Genomic DNA, 14,238 nt, shown 5'->3' on the forward strand with positions numbered 1-14,238 from the left:
GAAAGGAAAGTTGTAAAGCAATTGAAGTAACTGAGTAAGCGTCCGCTGAATCCCATACCTATTTTTTAATTCGATTTAGGTTTCCAGCAGTGCGGCAGCAATTCTTCAATTTGGGTCACTTTGTGTGTCGGTAACCTTTTCAGCACATCACTTAAATAGGCATACGGATCCAAGCCATTCAGCTTTGCTGACTGGATTAAAGTCATGATGTTTGCCGCTCGCTGACCACTGCGCAGCGAACCTGCAAACAGCCAGTTCTTGCGTCCCAACGCCCAGGGACGCATCTGATTCTCTACCCAATTGTTGCATATCGGTAGATTGCCATCATCCAGATAGCGGCTTAAGGCTGGCCAACGCTTCAGAGTGTAATTGATAGCCTTGGCGGTGGGAGAACTCGATGGCACTGTCAGATGATGTTGGTTGAGCCATTCATATAGTTGTTGCATCACTGGTTGACTATGCTGTTGTCGGTATTCGCGGCGGTCTTCCGCTGTACCATCGGTCTTTTTCCTGAGTTCTGCTTCTATCGCATACAGTTTCTGAATCAGCACTAAGGCCTGTTCAGCAACCTGACTTTTCCCAGTTACATGCAGTTCATGGAATTTACGACGTGCATGGGCCATGCACCCCACCTCAATCACCTGGCCTGATTTAAAACGTGCTTTATAACCACTGTAATCATCACAGACTAGATAGCCCTGCCAGCCTTTCAAGAACTCTTCAGCATGCTGGCCTGAACGACTATCCTGAAAGTCATAGATCACCGCCTGAACTGGATTATACTGTGTGGTGGCATAGGCCCAGACATAACCTTTCTTCGGTTTTTTATTATTCTCACCCATCCGCATGATGGTGACCGGTGTTTCATCTGCATGCAGCACCCGCTGTTGCAGCACCACCTCTTTTAAGGCATTGGCCAGAGGTTCCAGTTCTACACCGCAGCGACCTATCCAATCAGATAAAGTGGATCTGGACAGATCAATGCCAGCCCGCTGATAGATCAGGCGCTGACGGTACAGCGGCAAATGATCGGCATACTTCGATACCAGCACATGGCTGAGCAATTCAGGTGAAGCAATGCCTTTATCAATCACATAGGCGGGCATCGCTTGCTGAGTTAGAGTGTCACACTGATCACAGACCCATTTACCACGCACATGCTGTTCCTTATAGAACTGTGCCGGTCTGAAATGCAGTTTTTCACTGACATCTTCGCCGATACGACGGAGTTGGCAGCCACAAGCACATTGGGTTGATGCAGGTTCATGCTCAATACGGATGGTGTGTAGATGATCTGGCAGTGGTCGACGTTTAGGTTTATTGGTTTTGGCTTTCTGTGTCGCTGCATTGGTTTTATCTGCATTTAGCCGTTCCAGTTCTAGATCAACCGCGGCAATATCTTCTTCAACCGCTTCATCCCAGAGATGGATTTGTTTTGCCGTTAAGTGTTCATTCTTTTGGGCGAATTTGTGCTTTTTAAACAGCGCCAGTTCATGCTCGTATTTTTGATTGAGAATAGAAAGATGTTGAACTTTGGCATCCAATTGTTGGTTTGATTGTGCTAGAGACTGATGCTGCAGCGCCAACTGCCTGGTGAATTCCAGCAGTTGTTCATGGGTCAGTTGGCTTAAGTCAGGCAGCGTATTCATGACCGCAGTATGCCTGAGGTCATGAGAAGAATGAAATAGAACGTTTGGAGAATAGCAGAATGGTCGAGCCTGGTTTAAAGCATCGTCACCACCTGCTGTCGTCCAATGCGCTGCCAGGGCAAACCTTGGATCAGTGCCTGTAACTGTTCCGGGCTGAGGGCCACGGTTTCACCTTGGTGAACTTGAGCCCAGTGAAATTTGCCCTGTTCCAGCCGCCGGGCACACAGCCAGATGCCCAATCCATCATGTACCAGCACTTTCATGCGATGGCCACGTTTATTACAGAACAGGTAAGCACAATGCGGTTTGATGTAGCCAAAGGCTCTCACCACCTGAGCCATGGTCGTATCCATACCTGCACGCATGTCCATGGGCTGAGTAGACAACCAGATTTCATCAATGCGGATCATGTTGCAAGTGCCTTGAGTAATTCTGCCAAGGCAGGTATTTCTGATGTCTGCCATTTTAGCTGAATATCATTATTCGTATGAGGCACGGTGATACACAACGTGATCCTCTCATCAATAGGTTGGCTGATTGCAGCAGTGTAAGGCAAAGCAATAAATGCTGGATTCACATGAGTAGGATCCTGCACGGCACCCTCATGATGGCTGAAGATCCTGATCCAACGACTGACAAGGTTGGCATTAATACTATGTTGCAGTGTGACCGAAGCGATCGAGGTATTAGGATTTTTGCAGGCATTGACAATACTGAGTTTGAATTCTTTGCTGTATTTTCGGCGTTTTTTAGCAACAGGAGGTGTTGCTGAATATATATCCATGTTCATGGATTAAGTCCCCACTTGTTTTTAGGTGGGAACTAAATTAAGGCTTATAGGATCGCTTGGTAAGGCTGTGTTAGCCGGATGCTTACGTAACTGATATCGGGCCTATACGACGATGATAAAACCATTCTGATAAAGATTTTTCGAAATCTGTATTCGTTAGATTGGAAAGGTTAGCCTCTCTAATTCTATCAATCCACATAGCAGGAATTTGAAATGCCCAAGTTGTATGCTCGTTATATTTATTGTCTTTTTTAGCAATTTGACCTTTCAAATTTTTATTTACATTTGCATCAACGATCCACAAATAATAGGCACGATTGGAGCTACGTTTTAATTGCTTAGTTTTTAGCAATTGGTCGATATCTTGAAATATAACGGCACTCTGCCCGGTAAAGATTGACATCAAGCAACAAGCTGCTTTTGCAGATTCCATGATATCTTTGTTTTCATGAAGTTGGTCAAGTAAAATCTGGTTTACAATTTTTAATAAGGGCATGTCCAAATAGTAAATATTACTCACCGTTGGTTGCTGAGTTCTATCTATATGACGATTCAATCTTTGATTTGAGACAAATGGTGCTAGTCTACGCGTATCTTCATTTAGATTATAATCATACTGCTTAGAAGTCTTATCTTCATCGACTCCATCATCAATGTTATCTTTGTCATCTGAGTAATCAAACTGGCTCTCGGTGACCAAAGGCGGATTATGATATGCCTGCGGATCAACGTCCAAATCGTCTATATTCTCAATCTCATCCGTCCTTTTAATTCTTACGTTGTGGCGATAACAGATATCCTCAACTGCGATCCTGTACTCATCTAAATACCTTGTTAAAGCTTTAACTATCTTTTTTGAAACCTTAACTTCAAGATCCTTACAGACTCCTATGACATGTACATTTTGGGCTTTTGCATAAGTATTGAATTCTTTAATAGTCTTAGCCGTATGATCGAACTCAATAAGATGATTAAAATATTGAGAAATTATAGGTAAAACTTCAGAAAGAAAACCTTTAAAACTTTTTTCCATCATGTTTAAAATTAGATAGAAATTATAGTTTAGCCTTTCAATTTTAGCTTGAGAGTTCTCCATATTGGACATCAACCCAACTAAAAAATTTACAACATTAAAAATTTTCAAAATATTTTGGTTAATCGAAAGTTGTTTTTCTTTATTTATAACATCCGAATCTTCAACATTTTTATATAAAATGCAGATACTTGATGACCCCAAAATACTTTTATATTGGGTTTTAGATTTATTTATGTTTAAATATGAATATATATCTTCACATAAAACTTTTAATTCCCTCATAAATTCATCAGTCATATAAGTATTATGAAAATCTTTTAAATCACATGATTCTAATAGAAGCAAACCTTCTCTATATGAAAATAAAATTTCAGTTAAACAAGCACACCTTGATTCAAAAACCTCTAAATCTAATTTATTATTCATTTCAGCATTCCATAATATCAACTTTTCGACTTTTCAAAAATATTTCTAGGTAATTTAAAATAATTTATAAAATCCGTTTTATAAATTATTTTAGGAATATGATATTTATTCCTCTTCAAGATTTCCTTATTAATTAAATAAAATAAATTTTCATCTTCTAATTTAGTTAAATAATCAAAAAGTTCCTTATAGAAGTTAATTCTATATTCACATTTTATTTTGTGACTTTGAAGATAAGTAAATAGCTCTAACCAAAAAATATAGTTAGCTTGATTCTTAAACCAATCTTCATTACTTTTAGCTTCAATAGATAAAAGATACGTATGTTGTGTAAGACTCAAATAGTCTTTCTTAACGCGAGTAATCATTGACTTTTTCAGTCGATCTTTTGCATTTTTTTGATCACCTACCTCAACATTAGTAAGCTTTATTGTCTGGTCGATTATGTCGGAGAATTTTCTTAGCGAACTTTCAGTTAATTTGGCTTGTTGCCGGTCCGATAGCTTAAAACTCTTCTTTGGTTTAGCTTGTTTTTTGGACATTATTAGCTCCAAATTCATCATTCTAAAAATTTCATAAAGGCTTTTTTTGAGCATGAGAAATCTTAGGACCTAAATCTCAATCAAATTTAAGCTAATGATATTTTTAAAAAATCAATTATAAATTTTTTCTGGATGAGCTAGCTTTTCTTGTTATTGCGTGTCTTTTTTATATCAAATGCAATAAGCCTTAATAACAAGAAAAACTGTCTCGATTTTTCTAGGCTTCTTCTTTGACACAAGCAAATTTGTAGACTTCCGCCTTACTCCAACGAAGACTACGTCCATGCCTAATAGGATTAATAGGCCCATTTTCGTACAATGCCCATTTACGCAGTGTTTGTTCTGCATATCCCAGTAATCTGGCTGCTTCCTTCGTAGTTAGCAAAAGTCTATCTTTTGTGATCTTCTTTTGTTTATGCTTTAGTACCATATTTCTCTCTTTAGAATGCTTTAAACCCATAAAAGCATGTTTAAAGGGGTAAAGAAAAGAAGTATAATTACAAAATAACTTTACCCTAACTTTAGTATGGAGTGAAAAAAATGGGACGCAGAGCTCGTGGTATTTTGGAATATGCAAAAACAATTACTTGGTATGACTATTTATTCAATGAAGCTAAAAAATTAAAGAACTTAAACATAACAAGTGAATACCAGTTTTATAAATTCATGTATTCAAATTCTAAACATTCACCTGAAGATAAATTATTTAAAAAATATAAACTGGGTTTATCTACACCTGGAAAATCATGGATAGAAAGCACTGAGGAAAATATACCCGGTGCAACCTGTATTATTCAACACCCTATTTGGGATATTGAAAACACAAAATATACATCAAATAAAATTATAAATGACATGCATAACTTATCTTCAGATATTCGCGGCTATGTAATATGCGATGGATTAGATAGTCCACAACCCATATGTTATCCAACACTTGAAAAAATTATTTCTTTTGAAAATCTTGATGCTATCTATTCTATATATCTTCTATATCAATGGGGATTAATTATTAATAACTATCAATTATGTAACTATTGTGCTATAGCTCTTGAAAAAAACTTAGAAACTCTCTTATTAAATATTAGCTATTTGCATAGATCTCACATATTTTTATTCGACATAATTTTCGATAAAATTAGAAAAATATCTTATCGAGGCCTGACTATAGCTGACGTCACAAATATAAATTGGCGCCTGCTAAGAGCTAAAAATTGGGTCAGTGATATTCGAATGAACTCATATGTATCCGAATATAAGTTGAGCATAAATTCTGTTATATCAAAAAAATTTGAAAATAAAGAAATTTACATTTCCGATTCTGATGCTTCAATATTGCATGCGAAAATTGCTACTGATCCAAATGATCTAATCACCCTTCACTTTAATGATTTTTTTCCTTCCCACATCATATTGTATTCCCCAACTAAAGTGGACACCCACAATTAACATCCAGGTATGGCAGCCTGCCCTTTTATCATTTGTAAACCTTCTTCCATGTGCTCATGCTGCCTGCCACTGCACCAAATGCTGTATTGGCAATAATACCTTGAACATCGTCACCTGAAGCAGGTGAGATGCCACCAGAAATTGTCCCATTCAGCATTGCGCTCTTAAATATATTTCTTAATGTGGCACTGCCAGCCCTTGTTTTGCCGTGTAAAAAACCTATTTACTGCCTTGGTAAATTCTATCACCAGATCCCCAAAGGGGCGAGCCAAGCTATATAGAGTGTGGCTAAAACAAGGTCATCCCTGCTGCGCCTGTCTTAAACCAGTCACCAAAGATACACCATGGCACAGCCGTCATATTGTGAAGCTAAGTCATGGTAGGATGGATGCGGTCGCTCATCTTGAGATTTACCATCTATCTGTATTGTCCGAGGAGTGTTCAGTTTGCCAATGTCAACGAGGTATAACCGGGTGCCGAATGGCGCTTTAGAAGAGGCTTGAGCCGTGTGCTGGGAAACTCGCATGCACGGTTCTTAGGGGGTTGACGTAGGCAACTGCGTCTGACTACCCGACAACCAAATGCGCCCCTGGGCCTTGGGAAGTAAGAACTGGCTGTTTGTTGGCTTGCTGCGCAGTGGTCAACGAGCGGCGAATATCAAGACTTAAATCCAGTCAGCAAAGCTGAATGGCTTGGATCCGTATGCCTATTTAAGTGATGTGCTAAAAAGGTTACCGACACATAAAGTGACCTAAATAGAAGAATTACTGCCACACCGGTGGCAACCCGACCAAAATTAAAAAATAGGTGTGGGGTTCAGCGCACGCTTACGAAACTTGTAATAAACTGATCTAAAATTCGATCATATACTTCATATCTCAAAGTATTGACTTAAATTATGATTAAGCCATGCCAGAATTAGATCGCCCCATACCCAAGTCGTCACTTGAATTTGAGTAACTATAGGAAATTCTATCTTTAAAGTCTTTATCCAACAAAAACAATTAAGAATAATGTTGATTTAAGCTGCTTACCATTTGCTTACTAGGATTCAAAAACAAAAAAACCACTTACGATTAGTACACGTAAGTGGTTGTTTTATATGGTGGGCCCAGACAGACTTGAACTGTCGACCAACGGATTATGAGTCCGCTGCTCTAACCAACTGAGCTATAGGCCCTATATAGGCTGAATTTGTTATATTTCAACTAGTTCAGGCGCATTGAATACTAGCCAAGATTAGATCAAAAAACAAGTACTTTTCTTGCTGCTTGCACACTTAGCCAGCAATCATTTTTTATCTTTAATAACTGTTCTGTTTAGGATTTAAGACTTCAGTCTAAGTTGAGCTAGCAAAAGCCTCGTATGACATCTATATTTTCTATTTAAAATAAAGAGAGCTGTGCTAATTATTCGAATATCAAATTAATAAATTGATCGCTTTTACGTCTCAACACAATCATAACCAACAAAAATACCAACTATTATTTATAGAAATACAATCCCAGAAGATATTCTTTAAAAAGTTATAAAGATTAAAATTCCGATTCCAATTTCTCGTCTTTACGCAAATCCATATAGATTTCGATTAAAGACCATACAATAACCAGTGCTAAAAGAAGCATTGAGAACATGAAAGCTGTAATATACGTCATAGGTTTCAATCTCAAAGAGAAAATGACCAGAAAATAGAAAAGACACAATTTCTTCTTTTCTTCGACAAAAGTCTAATAACTAAAATTTGTGCTGGATAGTCATTTTTTCATCATTTTAAGACTTATTTTATATAAGATGATATATGCTAATGATTATTAAGTATTTATTTATATCTTTCAGGTCTTAAAAACTATTGAATATACTTTTTTGATCTTGGATTTTTCATATTATTAATGAATTTGAAATAAAGCCTATTGACTGTGAATAAGAACAGGAAGAAATTATGCAGTTCATACCGTTAGCTCTTATTTCTTTCTATTTATGCTCAACAAATTTATTGGCAAATCTGCATTTAAACTTGCCGGTTGGCAATATCATGTCGAACCTGATGTGCTCGAAGATAAACAGGTCATTGTTGGATTTGAACATACATCCATGATGGATGCGGTTCTATCTTTGGCGCTCTTTAAGATGTATGACATCAAAATTCATACCCTGATCAAGAAAGAACTGTTCACAGGCCCAATGAAACCAATTCTGGAAGCCATGGGTGGTATCGCGGTCGACCGTAAGGCGAATAAGGATATTGTCAGCGTAATGGTTGAACATTTTCAGAATAATGAAAAATTCAATCTGGTGATCGCACCTGAAGCCACCCGTGCCAAAAATGGTGAAACGCGTAAACCGATCCGTACCGGTTTCTGGCATATTGCCAAAGCTGCCAATGTGCCAATTGTGCTTATGTATGCCAATTCCAAGACTAAGCAAGGTGGGATTTTTGGCAAAATTTATCCGACTGATCTTGCACATGATCTGGCTTTAATCAAGCAGCTCTATAAAGAGAATGTTGGTCTGGATATTATTATCCCGGAATAAACACTCCATGAAAGGGCTTGAGAATAATATTTCTCCTGCCCTTTTCTTATTTAGGTATTTTCTCAGCAAACATTTTCTTAAGTTTTTATTTACATTTATTGCTTTGCCTTTCTGTTTTACTGCCTATTTTTTTGGCAATATCATTAAATCTCAAATCCAGACTCTTTTTTCAAAAAAAGAGCTTATGGTAGAATCGGCGCAATTCGATAGGCATACAGCCAATCTACAAGGAGCATATTTCGCATGGCGGGTCATTCCAAGTGGGCCAATATTAAGCATCGTAAAGCAAAACAAGATGCCAGTCGTGGTAAGTTGTTTACCAAATACATTCGTGAATTAACAACTGCTGCCAAACTCGGTGGCGCTGATGCGGGTAGTAATCCTCGTCTACGTGCTGTTGTAGAAAAAGCATTATCTGTAAACATGACACGTGATGTGATCAACCGTGCGATTCAGCGTGGTGCCGGTGGTGAAGATAACGACGATCTGAAAGAAGTAACCTATGAAGGTTATGGCGTAGGCGGCGTTGCGGTTATCGTTGAAACCATGACAGATAACCTGAACCGTACGGTTCCTGATGTACGTCACTGCTTCACTAAGACTGATGGTAACCTCGGTACCAACGGTTCAGTATCCTTCCTGTTCACTAAACGTGGCGAGATTACTTTTGAAGATGTGTCTTTAGAAGATCAAATCATGGAAGTAGCACTTGAAGCGGGCGCGGAAGACATCGAAGTGGATGACGATGAAATTCTGGTCATCACTACGCCAGAAAGCTTCGGTACAGTACAAGATGCTTTAGCTGCTGCAGGTTTAAAATCTGATAACGCTGAAGTGGTGATGAGCCCGTCTACCAAAGCTGAAATCACAGATATCGACCAAGCGAAAAAAATCATGAAAATGATTGATATGCTTGAAGATCTGGATGATGTTCAAAACGTTTATACTAACGTTGAATTCTCTGATGAAGTTTTAGCGCAACTTGATGCCTAATCTTCTAGCAGATCAAAACGCACCTTCGGGTGCGTTTTTTATATTTGTTAAAAAATACCTGGAATTTTAAACCTTATTTAAAAGACCACTACAGTTAAAAACATTATATTCCTTAATAACGAAGCTGGAATGCAGTGCTACAACATGCTCGATCTTACCAATTCTACTTAATAGAATCTGACTATAATTTTCCATATCACGTGCCACAACTTCGACAATAAAATCCGCAGACTGTCCTGTCACCAGGAAAGCGTTAATGACTTCCGGAATATTTTCTAATTCTTCTAAAAATTTGGCAAAAGTATCGCTATCATGCTTGCTTAAGGAAACCTGCAACAGCACATGCAGGCTAAAACCCAATTTTTGATAATTAATCTCGCGCTTCAAGCCACTGATAATATTATGATCGATTAAATGCTTGATCCTGCGATGTACTGAACTTACAGATAAATTTACTCTCTCAGAAAGTTCATTCAGATTGACATCTTCATGGGTCAAAATTTCAAGAATGTGCTTATCAAAACGATCTAATTCCATCTCTAATCTCTTGCCATTTTATTTAAATACATCATCATTTAACTCTTAGTATTGTGATTTTTTTCGTAAATTACCAGTTATTTGAAAAAAAATGCCAGACATATCTTAATAGCCAGTTTTAAGCCATGTTTATGGTCGTTCGTCGTATAAAATAAATTTTCGATAAGCCACGCTTTTAAATAAATCATTCTTATTTATTACTAAACTATTTATGAATAAAAACTATAAAGCTGATAACTGAATTTGCAAAGCATGATTAATCCAACTTAGATTTACACTTGCATAGAAATTAAATAAGAATTGAGCGGTTTATCTAAAATACACAACAAACATAACAAGATAAAAATTCGCAAGGAACGGTTATGGCTTTTAGTATTCTTAGTTCAATTAAAACTAAACTCAGTCCAGTGCTCACGACAGAGACACAAAATACGAGTTTACTTAGCGGTTTATTGGGTGGCAGTCTTTCTGGCATCATTGGCTCTATTACAGGTTCTACCCCCTCTACGCCCTCACTGGATTTTCTCTTAAACAGCCTGCTTTCTGGCAAGAGTTCAGCTTCCAGTTCCCTCACTGATTTAATTAGCCAATTTACAAGCTCAAATGCTTCTAAACTTGATATCAATAGTTTAATTAGCCAATTAACGAAAGCCAATGGTGGCAGTTTTGACATAGGTTCAATCAGCAATTTGCTTGGCAGTTTAATGGGTGGTAATACATCAACCCTGGATTTAAATGCAGTTATCAAATTGGTCAGCGGATTGATGGGTAGCAGTGCTGGCAATCTGGATGTTAGTAGAATTGCTGAACTGGCTGGCAACTTATTGCAAGGTGGTGATATTGATATTACTCAAATTACCCAACTATTGAGCGGTCTGATCGGTGGTTCAGGTGGATTAGGCAGCATTGATATAGGAGCAATTGCAGGCCTCGTCGGTGGTCTCATCAGTGGCAATGCCGCTATTAATCTCGACATCGGTGCAATTGTTGACTTGATCAGCGGATTGATCGGTGGCTCAACAGGTAGTTTAGATACCAGTTCAGTCAATCTGTTAGCCAGTAACCTAATGAGCAATGCAAGCAGTGACCTTGATATCGGTGCTATTAGCAATTTGCTCAGTGGTCTAATCAGCAATTCATGCAATATCGATACGGGCACCATTGCGCAAACTGTAACACAAAGCCTGATGCCACTGCTTACATCGATTGATACAGGTAATTCATCCATTAATATGGAACAGCTTACTGAGGTTTTACCAACTATTGTCGGCAGTGTGACTATATTGATACCTACAATCAGTTCTGCAGGTTCAGGTAATGTGCCAGAAACCATCACAGATGTACTAAAATGCATCAATTCACTATTGAATCTATTAGCGAATTATAACGTTCTTGATGCTGATCAGGCAGAAATCGTAAATACGCTTTACGATGTCCTGAATGGCGTACAAGTGGTACTGGACTTTGTGAATAACCCATCACTGTTCACCTTATCCAGCGATCTCAACAATGTGATTACCGCACTAAAACCTGTGATTGCGCTGATTGATAGCGAAGGTCAATTCTCGGATCTTCTGGATGGTGTTCAGTTTCCTGAAATTGGCGACCTGCTCAGGTCACTCGGTTCTGGCGTGCCAAGCTTAGACGGTTTAGGTTTGGATGCATTCACGGATAGTCTTGGCAATTTAGTCGGCAACAACTCATCCCTACAACTGCCTGATCTTAGTGAATTGATTTCCGGTATTAGTAATACTGATACGGGTACGAATATCTCAAGTGGTAGCTCTCTGCCGAAGTTTGACTTTAGCTCACTGCTCAGTGGCTTCAATAAACCAAGTGATATTGATCAGACCAGCCCCTTGGGGTTAATTCTAATCTCATCAAAAAACGCGCTTTATGCGCGTTTTTTATATTTCATCTTTATTTTATACACCACGCCAATCAACACGGGCATTGCGCTCATTACGATACATCTTTTGAATATATTGCCCTAATGGCAATTCAGCCAGATGACTTTGATATTCACGGTATTCATCCGACATCGACTCAAAGCTTTCCCGCTCCCACGGTGTTCCAGAAATTGCCAGTAAAGGTGCCAGAATCGAACAGACAGCAATATCGGCCAGAGAGAAACGTGAACCGACCAGATAAGCCCCGTCTTTTTCCACACGGATCTGGTTAAGCTGCTCAACCGAATCCTTGATAAATTGTTTGGACTGTTCCAGTGTTTCTTCAGTTAAGGCATAACCCTTGGTCAAAATGGTTTTTAGCAATGGCTTGGAGAATTTTTCAAACTGACGCAGATAGCCTTTTTCTCCAATCAGAATATCCATCGATTCATGATCATGCGATAAAGCCTGAGCCAGCATCCAGCGACGCACATGGCGGCCTAATTCCTGAGTGATTTCATCAATATCTAATGCCTGCTGGCGCAAGCTTGCTTCTGCAGGTAGCAGACGGTGTTCAGGATATTGCTCATCCAGATATAGGGCGATTTTGGTCGAGTCCGCAATCCACTGTTCCCGATCACGCAGAATCGGTAAACGATTTTGTCCAGTTTTTAGGCGGGCAAAGGCACGATGGGCACCCGGCATCAGATTTTGCGCAACATATTCCAGCTCTTTGTAATCCAGCATCCAACGTGCCTTTTCACAAAAATGAGAAAGTGGAAACTGGTATAAGATGCGCATAAATTCTCCATACTTGTTTTTAGGTCAGATCGCATTAAAACCATCTAATTTAGTCGGATACTTTAGTCACCCCAGACTGGAAATACAATGAACTTTTTATTCAAAATAAAGAAGTTGCTTATTCAACACGACGATGAGTATTTTTATACATTTTTTTGTCTTGATTATCTATAAAGCAGATATCCACCGCTTTAAACTCATCTTTTAAAAACAAGGAAATATTAAAAACCTATTTAATTTTAATCAGTTACTATATTCCAAATTTATAAGAATTTAGCAGTTTTTATCTTAAATAGCTTTTTTCATAAGCTTTGCAAAAGCAATTGCTTAATTACATAAAGCTTTCGCTGTAACGTTTTGGCATCGATTTAGGATGTCATTATGTCTCGTTTAACTTCTGAAAAAGTTCATATCATCGAAAATGATCTCGACGCGATTAATGCTGCTTATCAGGTTGCAGACTTTGCCCTGGAAGGTCGTAATCAGCGTGATCAGCAACGTCTATTACCTTTTGCTGAGATTGACCTGTTCAGCCAGAAAGGTCTGGGCGGCATGCGCATTCCGAAACAGTATGGCGGTGCATTTGTTACCAATAAAACCCTGGCGCATGTATTCCGGATTATTAATAAGGCTGACTCTAGTGTTGGACAGATTCCGCAGAACCAGATTGCATTACTCAACATGATCCAGATCATGGGCACAGAACAACAAAAACAGTTTATTTATAACGAAATTCTAAAAGGTAAGCGTCTGGCGAATGGTGGCCCGGAACGAAATACTAAAGATACTAAAACCTTGGCAACTACACTTACCCTTGAAAACGGTCGCTATTTTGTGGATGGCGAGAAATTCTATTCAACTGGCAGTAAGCTTTGCCCATTGGCTGGCGATTAAAGCGATTCATCCAGAAGGCCATGTAGTACTAACCATTGTCGACCGCAATACTGAAAGTGTGGAAGTGATCGACAATTGGAATGGCTTTGGTCAACGCACGACTTCGAGTGGTACCGTCAAACTTCAGCATGTCGAAGTTGATCCGCTATTGATTTTTGATGAGCGTCTGTTAGGAAATCAACCAAGCTACCGCGGTGCCTATTCCCAATTGATGCAGGTCGCGATTGATGTCGGCATTGCCGAAGCAGCTTTTGCCGATACGCTGACTGCCGTACAAAAAGCACGTCCAATTGTCGATGCTCAAGTCGAAAAAGCCAGCTTAGAACATTATACCCTGCAGGAAGTTGGCAAATCTTCTGTGCTGCTCGATGCCGCGATTTTACTGCTGGATGAAGCCGCTGAATATCTGGATGAACTGGATCAGCTGGAATCTTTGACTGATGAGCAGGCAGCCAAAGCTTCAATTCTGGTTGCTGAAGCCAAGGTCTATGCCAACGATGCTGCGCTACATATCTCGGAAAAATTACTGGAATTGGGTGGAAGTCGCTCCAGCCTCAGTCAGCACAATCTGGATCAGCATTGGCGTAATGCCCGTGTGCATACCTTGCATGACCCGATCCGCTGGAAGCTGCATGCACTTGGGGATTATTACCTGAATCATAAACTCCCTGCCCGCCACGCCTGGATTTAAGGAGATTTG

14 protein-coding genes, 1 tRNA gene and 2 pseudogenes are annotated in these 14,238 nt (G+C 39.1%); 6 read left to right on the forward strand and 11 right to left on the reverse strand.

Going from position 1 to position 14,238, the window contains the following annotated elements:
• Positions 1 to 65: 65 nt before the first annotated feature.
• From F897_RS12325 to F897_RS12350, 6 genes are all read right to left on the reverse strand, one after another.
• Positions 66 to 1,649 carry an IS66-like element ISAba25 family transposase gene (locus F897_RS12325; RefSeq protein ID WP_005080957.1) on the reverse strand — a complete coding sequence of 528 codons (1,584 nt, stop codon included), beginning with the start codon at positions 1,647 to 1,649 and terminating at the stop codon, positions 66 to 68.
• Positions 1,650 to 1,723: 74 nt separating this feature from the next.
• Positions 1,724 to 2,059, reverse strand: coding sequence for an IS66 family insertion sequence element accessory protein TnpB (gene tnpB / locus F897_RS12330; RefSeq protein ID WP_000618091.1), 336 nt, complete (start codon positions 2,057 to 2,059; stop codon positions 1,724 to 1,726).
• On the reverse strand, positions 2,056 to 2,439 hold the full coding sequence (locus F897_RS12335; protein WP_005233700.1) for a transposase: 384 nt from the start codon (positions 2,437 to 2,439) through the stop codon (positions 2,056 to 2,058). The genes tnpB and F897_RS12335 overlap by 4 nt, the downstream gene beginning before the upstream one ends.
• An 82-nt stretch (positions 2,440 to 2,521) precedes the next feature.
• The gene (locus F897_RS12340; RefSeq protein WP_005236323.1) at positions 2,522 to 3,901 is read right to left on the reverse strand and encodes a hypothetical protein; all 1,380 of its coding nucleotides are present in this window, start codon (positions 3,899 to 3,901) and stop codon (positions 2,522 to 2,524) included.
• A 17-nt stretch (positions 3,902 to 3,918) separates the two neighbouring features.
• Entirely contained in the window at positions 3,919 to 4,443 is a 525-nt protein-coding gene (locus tag F897_RS12345; RefSeq protein ID WP_005236326.1) for a hypothetical protein, read from the reverse strand.
• 217 nt (positions 4,444 to 4,660) lie between these two features.
• On the reverse strand, positions 4,661 to 4,873 hold the full coding sequence (locus tag F897_RS12350; protein WP_005236328.1) for a helix-turn-helix domain-containing protein: 213 nt from the start codon (positions 4,871 to 4,873) through the stop codon (positions 4,661 to 4,663).
• Between the two features lie 110 nt (positions 4,874 to 4,983).
• Here F897_RS12350 and F897_RS12355 point away from each other — a divergent pair, with 110 nt between their 5' ends.
• Positions 4,984 to 5,892, forward strand: a complete 909-nt coding sequence (locus tag F897_RS12355) for a hypothetical protein (protein WP_005236330.1) — start codon at positions 4,984 to 4,986, stop codon at positions 5,890 to 5,892.
• A 28-nt stretch (positions 5,893 to 5,920) separates the two neighbouring features.
• On the opposite strand, the gene F897_RS18060 is transcribed toward F897_RS12355, so the two are convergent.
• Together F897_RS18060 and F897_RS17830 are read right to left on the reverse strand one after the other, a co-directional pair.
• On the reverse strand, positions 5,921 to 6,049 hold the full coding sequence (locus F897_RS18060; RefSeq protein WP_265596766.1) for a hypothetical protein: 129 nt from the start codon (positions 6,047 to 6,049) through the stop codon (positions 5,921 to 5,923).
• A gap of 171 nt (positions 6,050 to 6,220) precedes the next feature.
• A complete protein-coding gene (locus F897_RS17830; RefSeq protein WP_171065452.1) occupies positions 6,221 to 6,418 on the reverse strand; it encodes a hypothetical protein in 198 nt (65 codons plus the stop codon).
• A 46-nt stretch (positions 6,419 to 6,464) separates the two neighbouring features.
• Between F897_RS17830 and F897_RS17155 the strand changes: the two are divergent.
• Positions 6,465 to 6,647, forward strand: a pseudogene (locus F897_RS17155) (transposase domain-containing protein); the annotation flags it as partial.
• Positions 6,648 to 6,995: 348 nt separating this feature from the next.
• Here the strand turns inward: F897_RS17155 and F897_RS12360 are convergent.
• Positions 6,996 to 7,072: transfer RNA gene (locus F897_RS12360), tRNA-Ile, on the reverse strand.
• A 797-nt stretch (positions 7,073 to 7,869) separates the two neighbouring features.
• Here F897_RS12360 and F897_RS12365 point away from each other — a divergent pair.
• Together F897_RS12365 and F897_RS12370 are read left to right on the forward strand one after the other, a co-directional pair.
• Positions 7,870 to 8,424, forward strand: a complete 555-nt coding sequence (locus tag F897_RS12365; RefSeq protein ID WP_005236334.1) for a 1-acyl-sn-glycerol-3-phosphate acyltransferase — start codon at positions 7,870 to 7,872, stop codon at positions 8,422 to 8,424.
• Between the two features lie 243 nt (positions 8,425 to 8,667).
• Positions 8,668 to 9,417 (forward strand): YebC/PmpR family DNA-binding transcriptional regulator, encoded by a 750-nt coding sequence (locus tag F897_RS12370; RefSeq protein WP_005236336.1) that lies wholly within the window; start codon positions 8,668 to 8,670, stop codon positions 9,415 to 9,417.
• A 66-nt stretch (positions 9,418 to 9,483) separates the two neighbouring features.
• Here F897_RS12370 and F897_RS12375 read toward each other — a convergent pair whose 3' ends face one another.
• Positions 9,484 to 9,954 carry an Lrp/AsnC family transcriptional regulator gene (locus tag F897_RS12375; RefSeq protein ID WP_004784091.1) on the reverse strand — a complete coding sequence of 157 codons (471 nt, stop codon included), beginning with the start codon at positions 9,952 to 9,954 and terminating at the stop codon, positions 9,484 to 9,486.
• A 362-nt stretch (positions 9,955 to 10,316) separates the two neighbouring features.
• On the opposite strand from F897_RS12375, the gene F897_RS12380 reads away from it, so the two are divergent.
• A complete protein-coding gene (locus tag F897_RS12380; RefSeq protein WP_005236338.1) occupies positions 10,317 to 11,948 on the forward strand; it encodes a hypothetical protein in 1,632 nt (543 codons plus the stop codon).
• Here F897_RS12380 and F897_RS12385 read toward each other — a convergent pair.
• The gene (locus tag F897_RS12385) at positions 11,880 to 12,644 is read right to left on the reverse strand and encodes a glutathione S-transferase family protein (protein WP_005236339.1); all 765 of its coding nucleotides are present in this window, start codon (positions 12,642 to 12,644) and stop codon (positions 11,880 to 11,882) included. The genes F897_RS12380 and F897_RS12385 overlap by 69 nt on opposite strands.
• Positions 12,645 to 13,025: 381 nt before the next feature.
• Here F897_RS12385 and F897_RS12390 point away from each other — a divergent pair.
• Positions 13,026 to 14,229 (forward strand): annotated as a pseudogene (locus tag F897_RS12390) (SfnB family sulfur acquisition oxidoreductase).
• Positions 14,230 to 14,238 lie beyond the last annotated feature (9 nt).

Origin of the sequence: Acinetobacter variabilis (assembly GCF_000369625.1) — a bacterium.
GTDB classification, from domain to species: domain Bacteria; phylum Pseudomonadota; class Gammaproteobacteria; order Pseudomonadales; family Moraxellaceae; genus Acinetobacter; species Acinetobacter variabilis.

Bases quoted from the DNA above. Each gene is read 5' to 3' on its own strand.
- F897_RS12325 (WP_005080957.1), bottom strand. From the start codon at position 1,649: ATGAATACGCTGCCTGACTTAAGCCAACTGACCCATGAACAACTGCTG.
- tnpB (WP_000618091.1), bottom strand. From the start codon at position 2,059: ATGATCCGCATTGATGAAATCTGGTTGTCTACTCAGCCCATGGACATG.
- F897_RS12335 (WP_005233700.1), bottom strand. From the start codon at position 2,439: ATGAACATGGATATATATTCAGCAACACCTCCTGTTGCTAAAAAACGC.
- F897_RS12340 (WP_005236323.1), bottom strand. From the start codon at position 3,901: ATGAATAATAAATTAGATTTAGAGGTTTTTGAATCAAGGTGTGCTTGT.
- F897_RS12345 (WP_005236326.1), bottom strand. From the start codon at position 4,443: ATGTCCAAAAAACAAGCTAAACCAAAGAAGAGTTTTAAGCTATCGGAC.
- F897_RS12350 (WP_005236328.1), bottom strand. From the start codon at position 4,873: ATGGTACTAAAGCATAAACAAAAGAAGATCACAAAAGATAGACTTTTG.
- F897_RS12355 (WP_005236330.1), top strand. From the start codon at position 4,984: ATGGGACGCAGAGCTCGTGGTATTTTGGAATATGCAAAAACAATTACT.
- F897_RS18060 (WP_265596766.1), bottom strand. From the start codon at position 6,049: ATGCTGAATGGGACAATTTCTGGTGGCATCTCACCTGCTTCAGGTGAC.
- F897_RS17830 (WP_171065452.1), bottom strand. From the start codon at position 6,418: ATGCGAGTTTCCCAGCACACGGCTCAAGCCTCTTCTAAAGCGCCATTC.
- F897_RS12365 (WP_005236334.1), top strand. From the start codon at position 7,870: ATGCTCAACAAATTTATTGGCAAATCTGCATTTAAACTTGCCGGTTGG.
- F897_RS12370 (WP_005236336.1), top strand. From the start codon at position 8,668: ATGGCGGGTCATTCCAAGTGGGCCAATATTAAGCATCGTAAAGCAAAA.
- F897_RS12375 (WP_004784091.1), bottom strand. From the start codon at position 9,954: ATGGAATTAGATCGTTTTGATAAGCACATTCTTGAAATTTTGACCCAT.
- F897_RS12380 (WP_005236338.1), top strand. From the start codon at position 10,317: ATGGCTTTTAGTATTCTTAGTTCAATTAAAACTAAACTCAGTCCAGTG.
- F897_RS12385 (WP_005236339.1), bottom strand. From the start codon at position 12,644: ATGCGCATCTTATACCAGTTTCCACTTTCTCATTTTTGTGAAAAGGCA.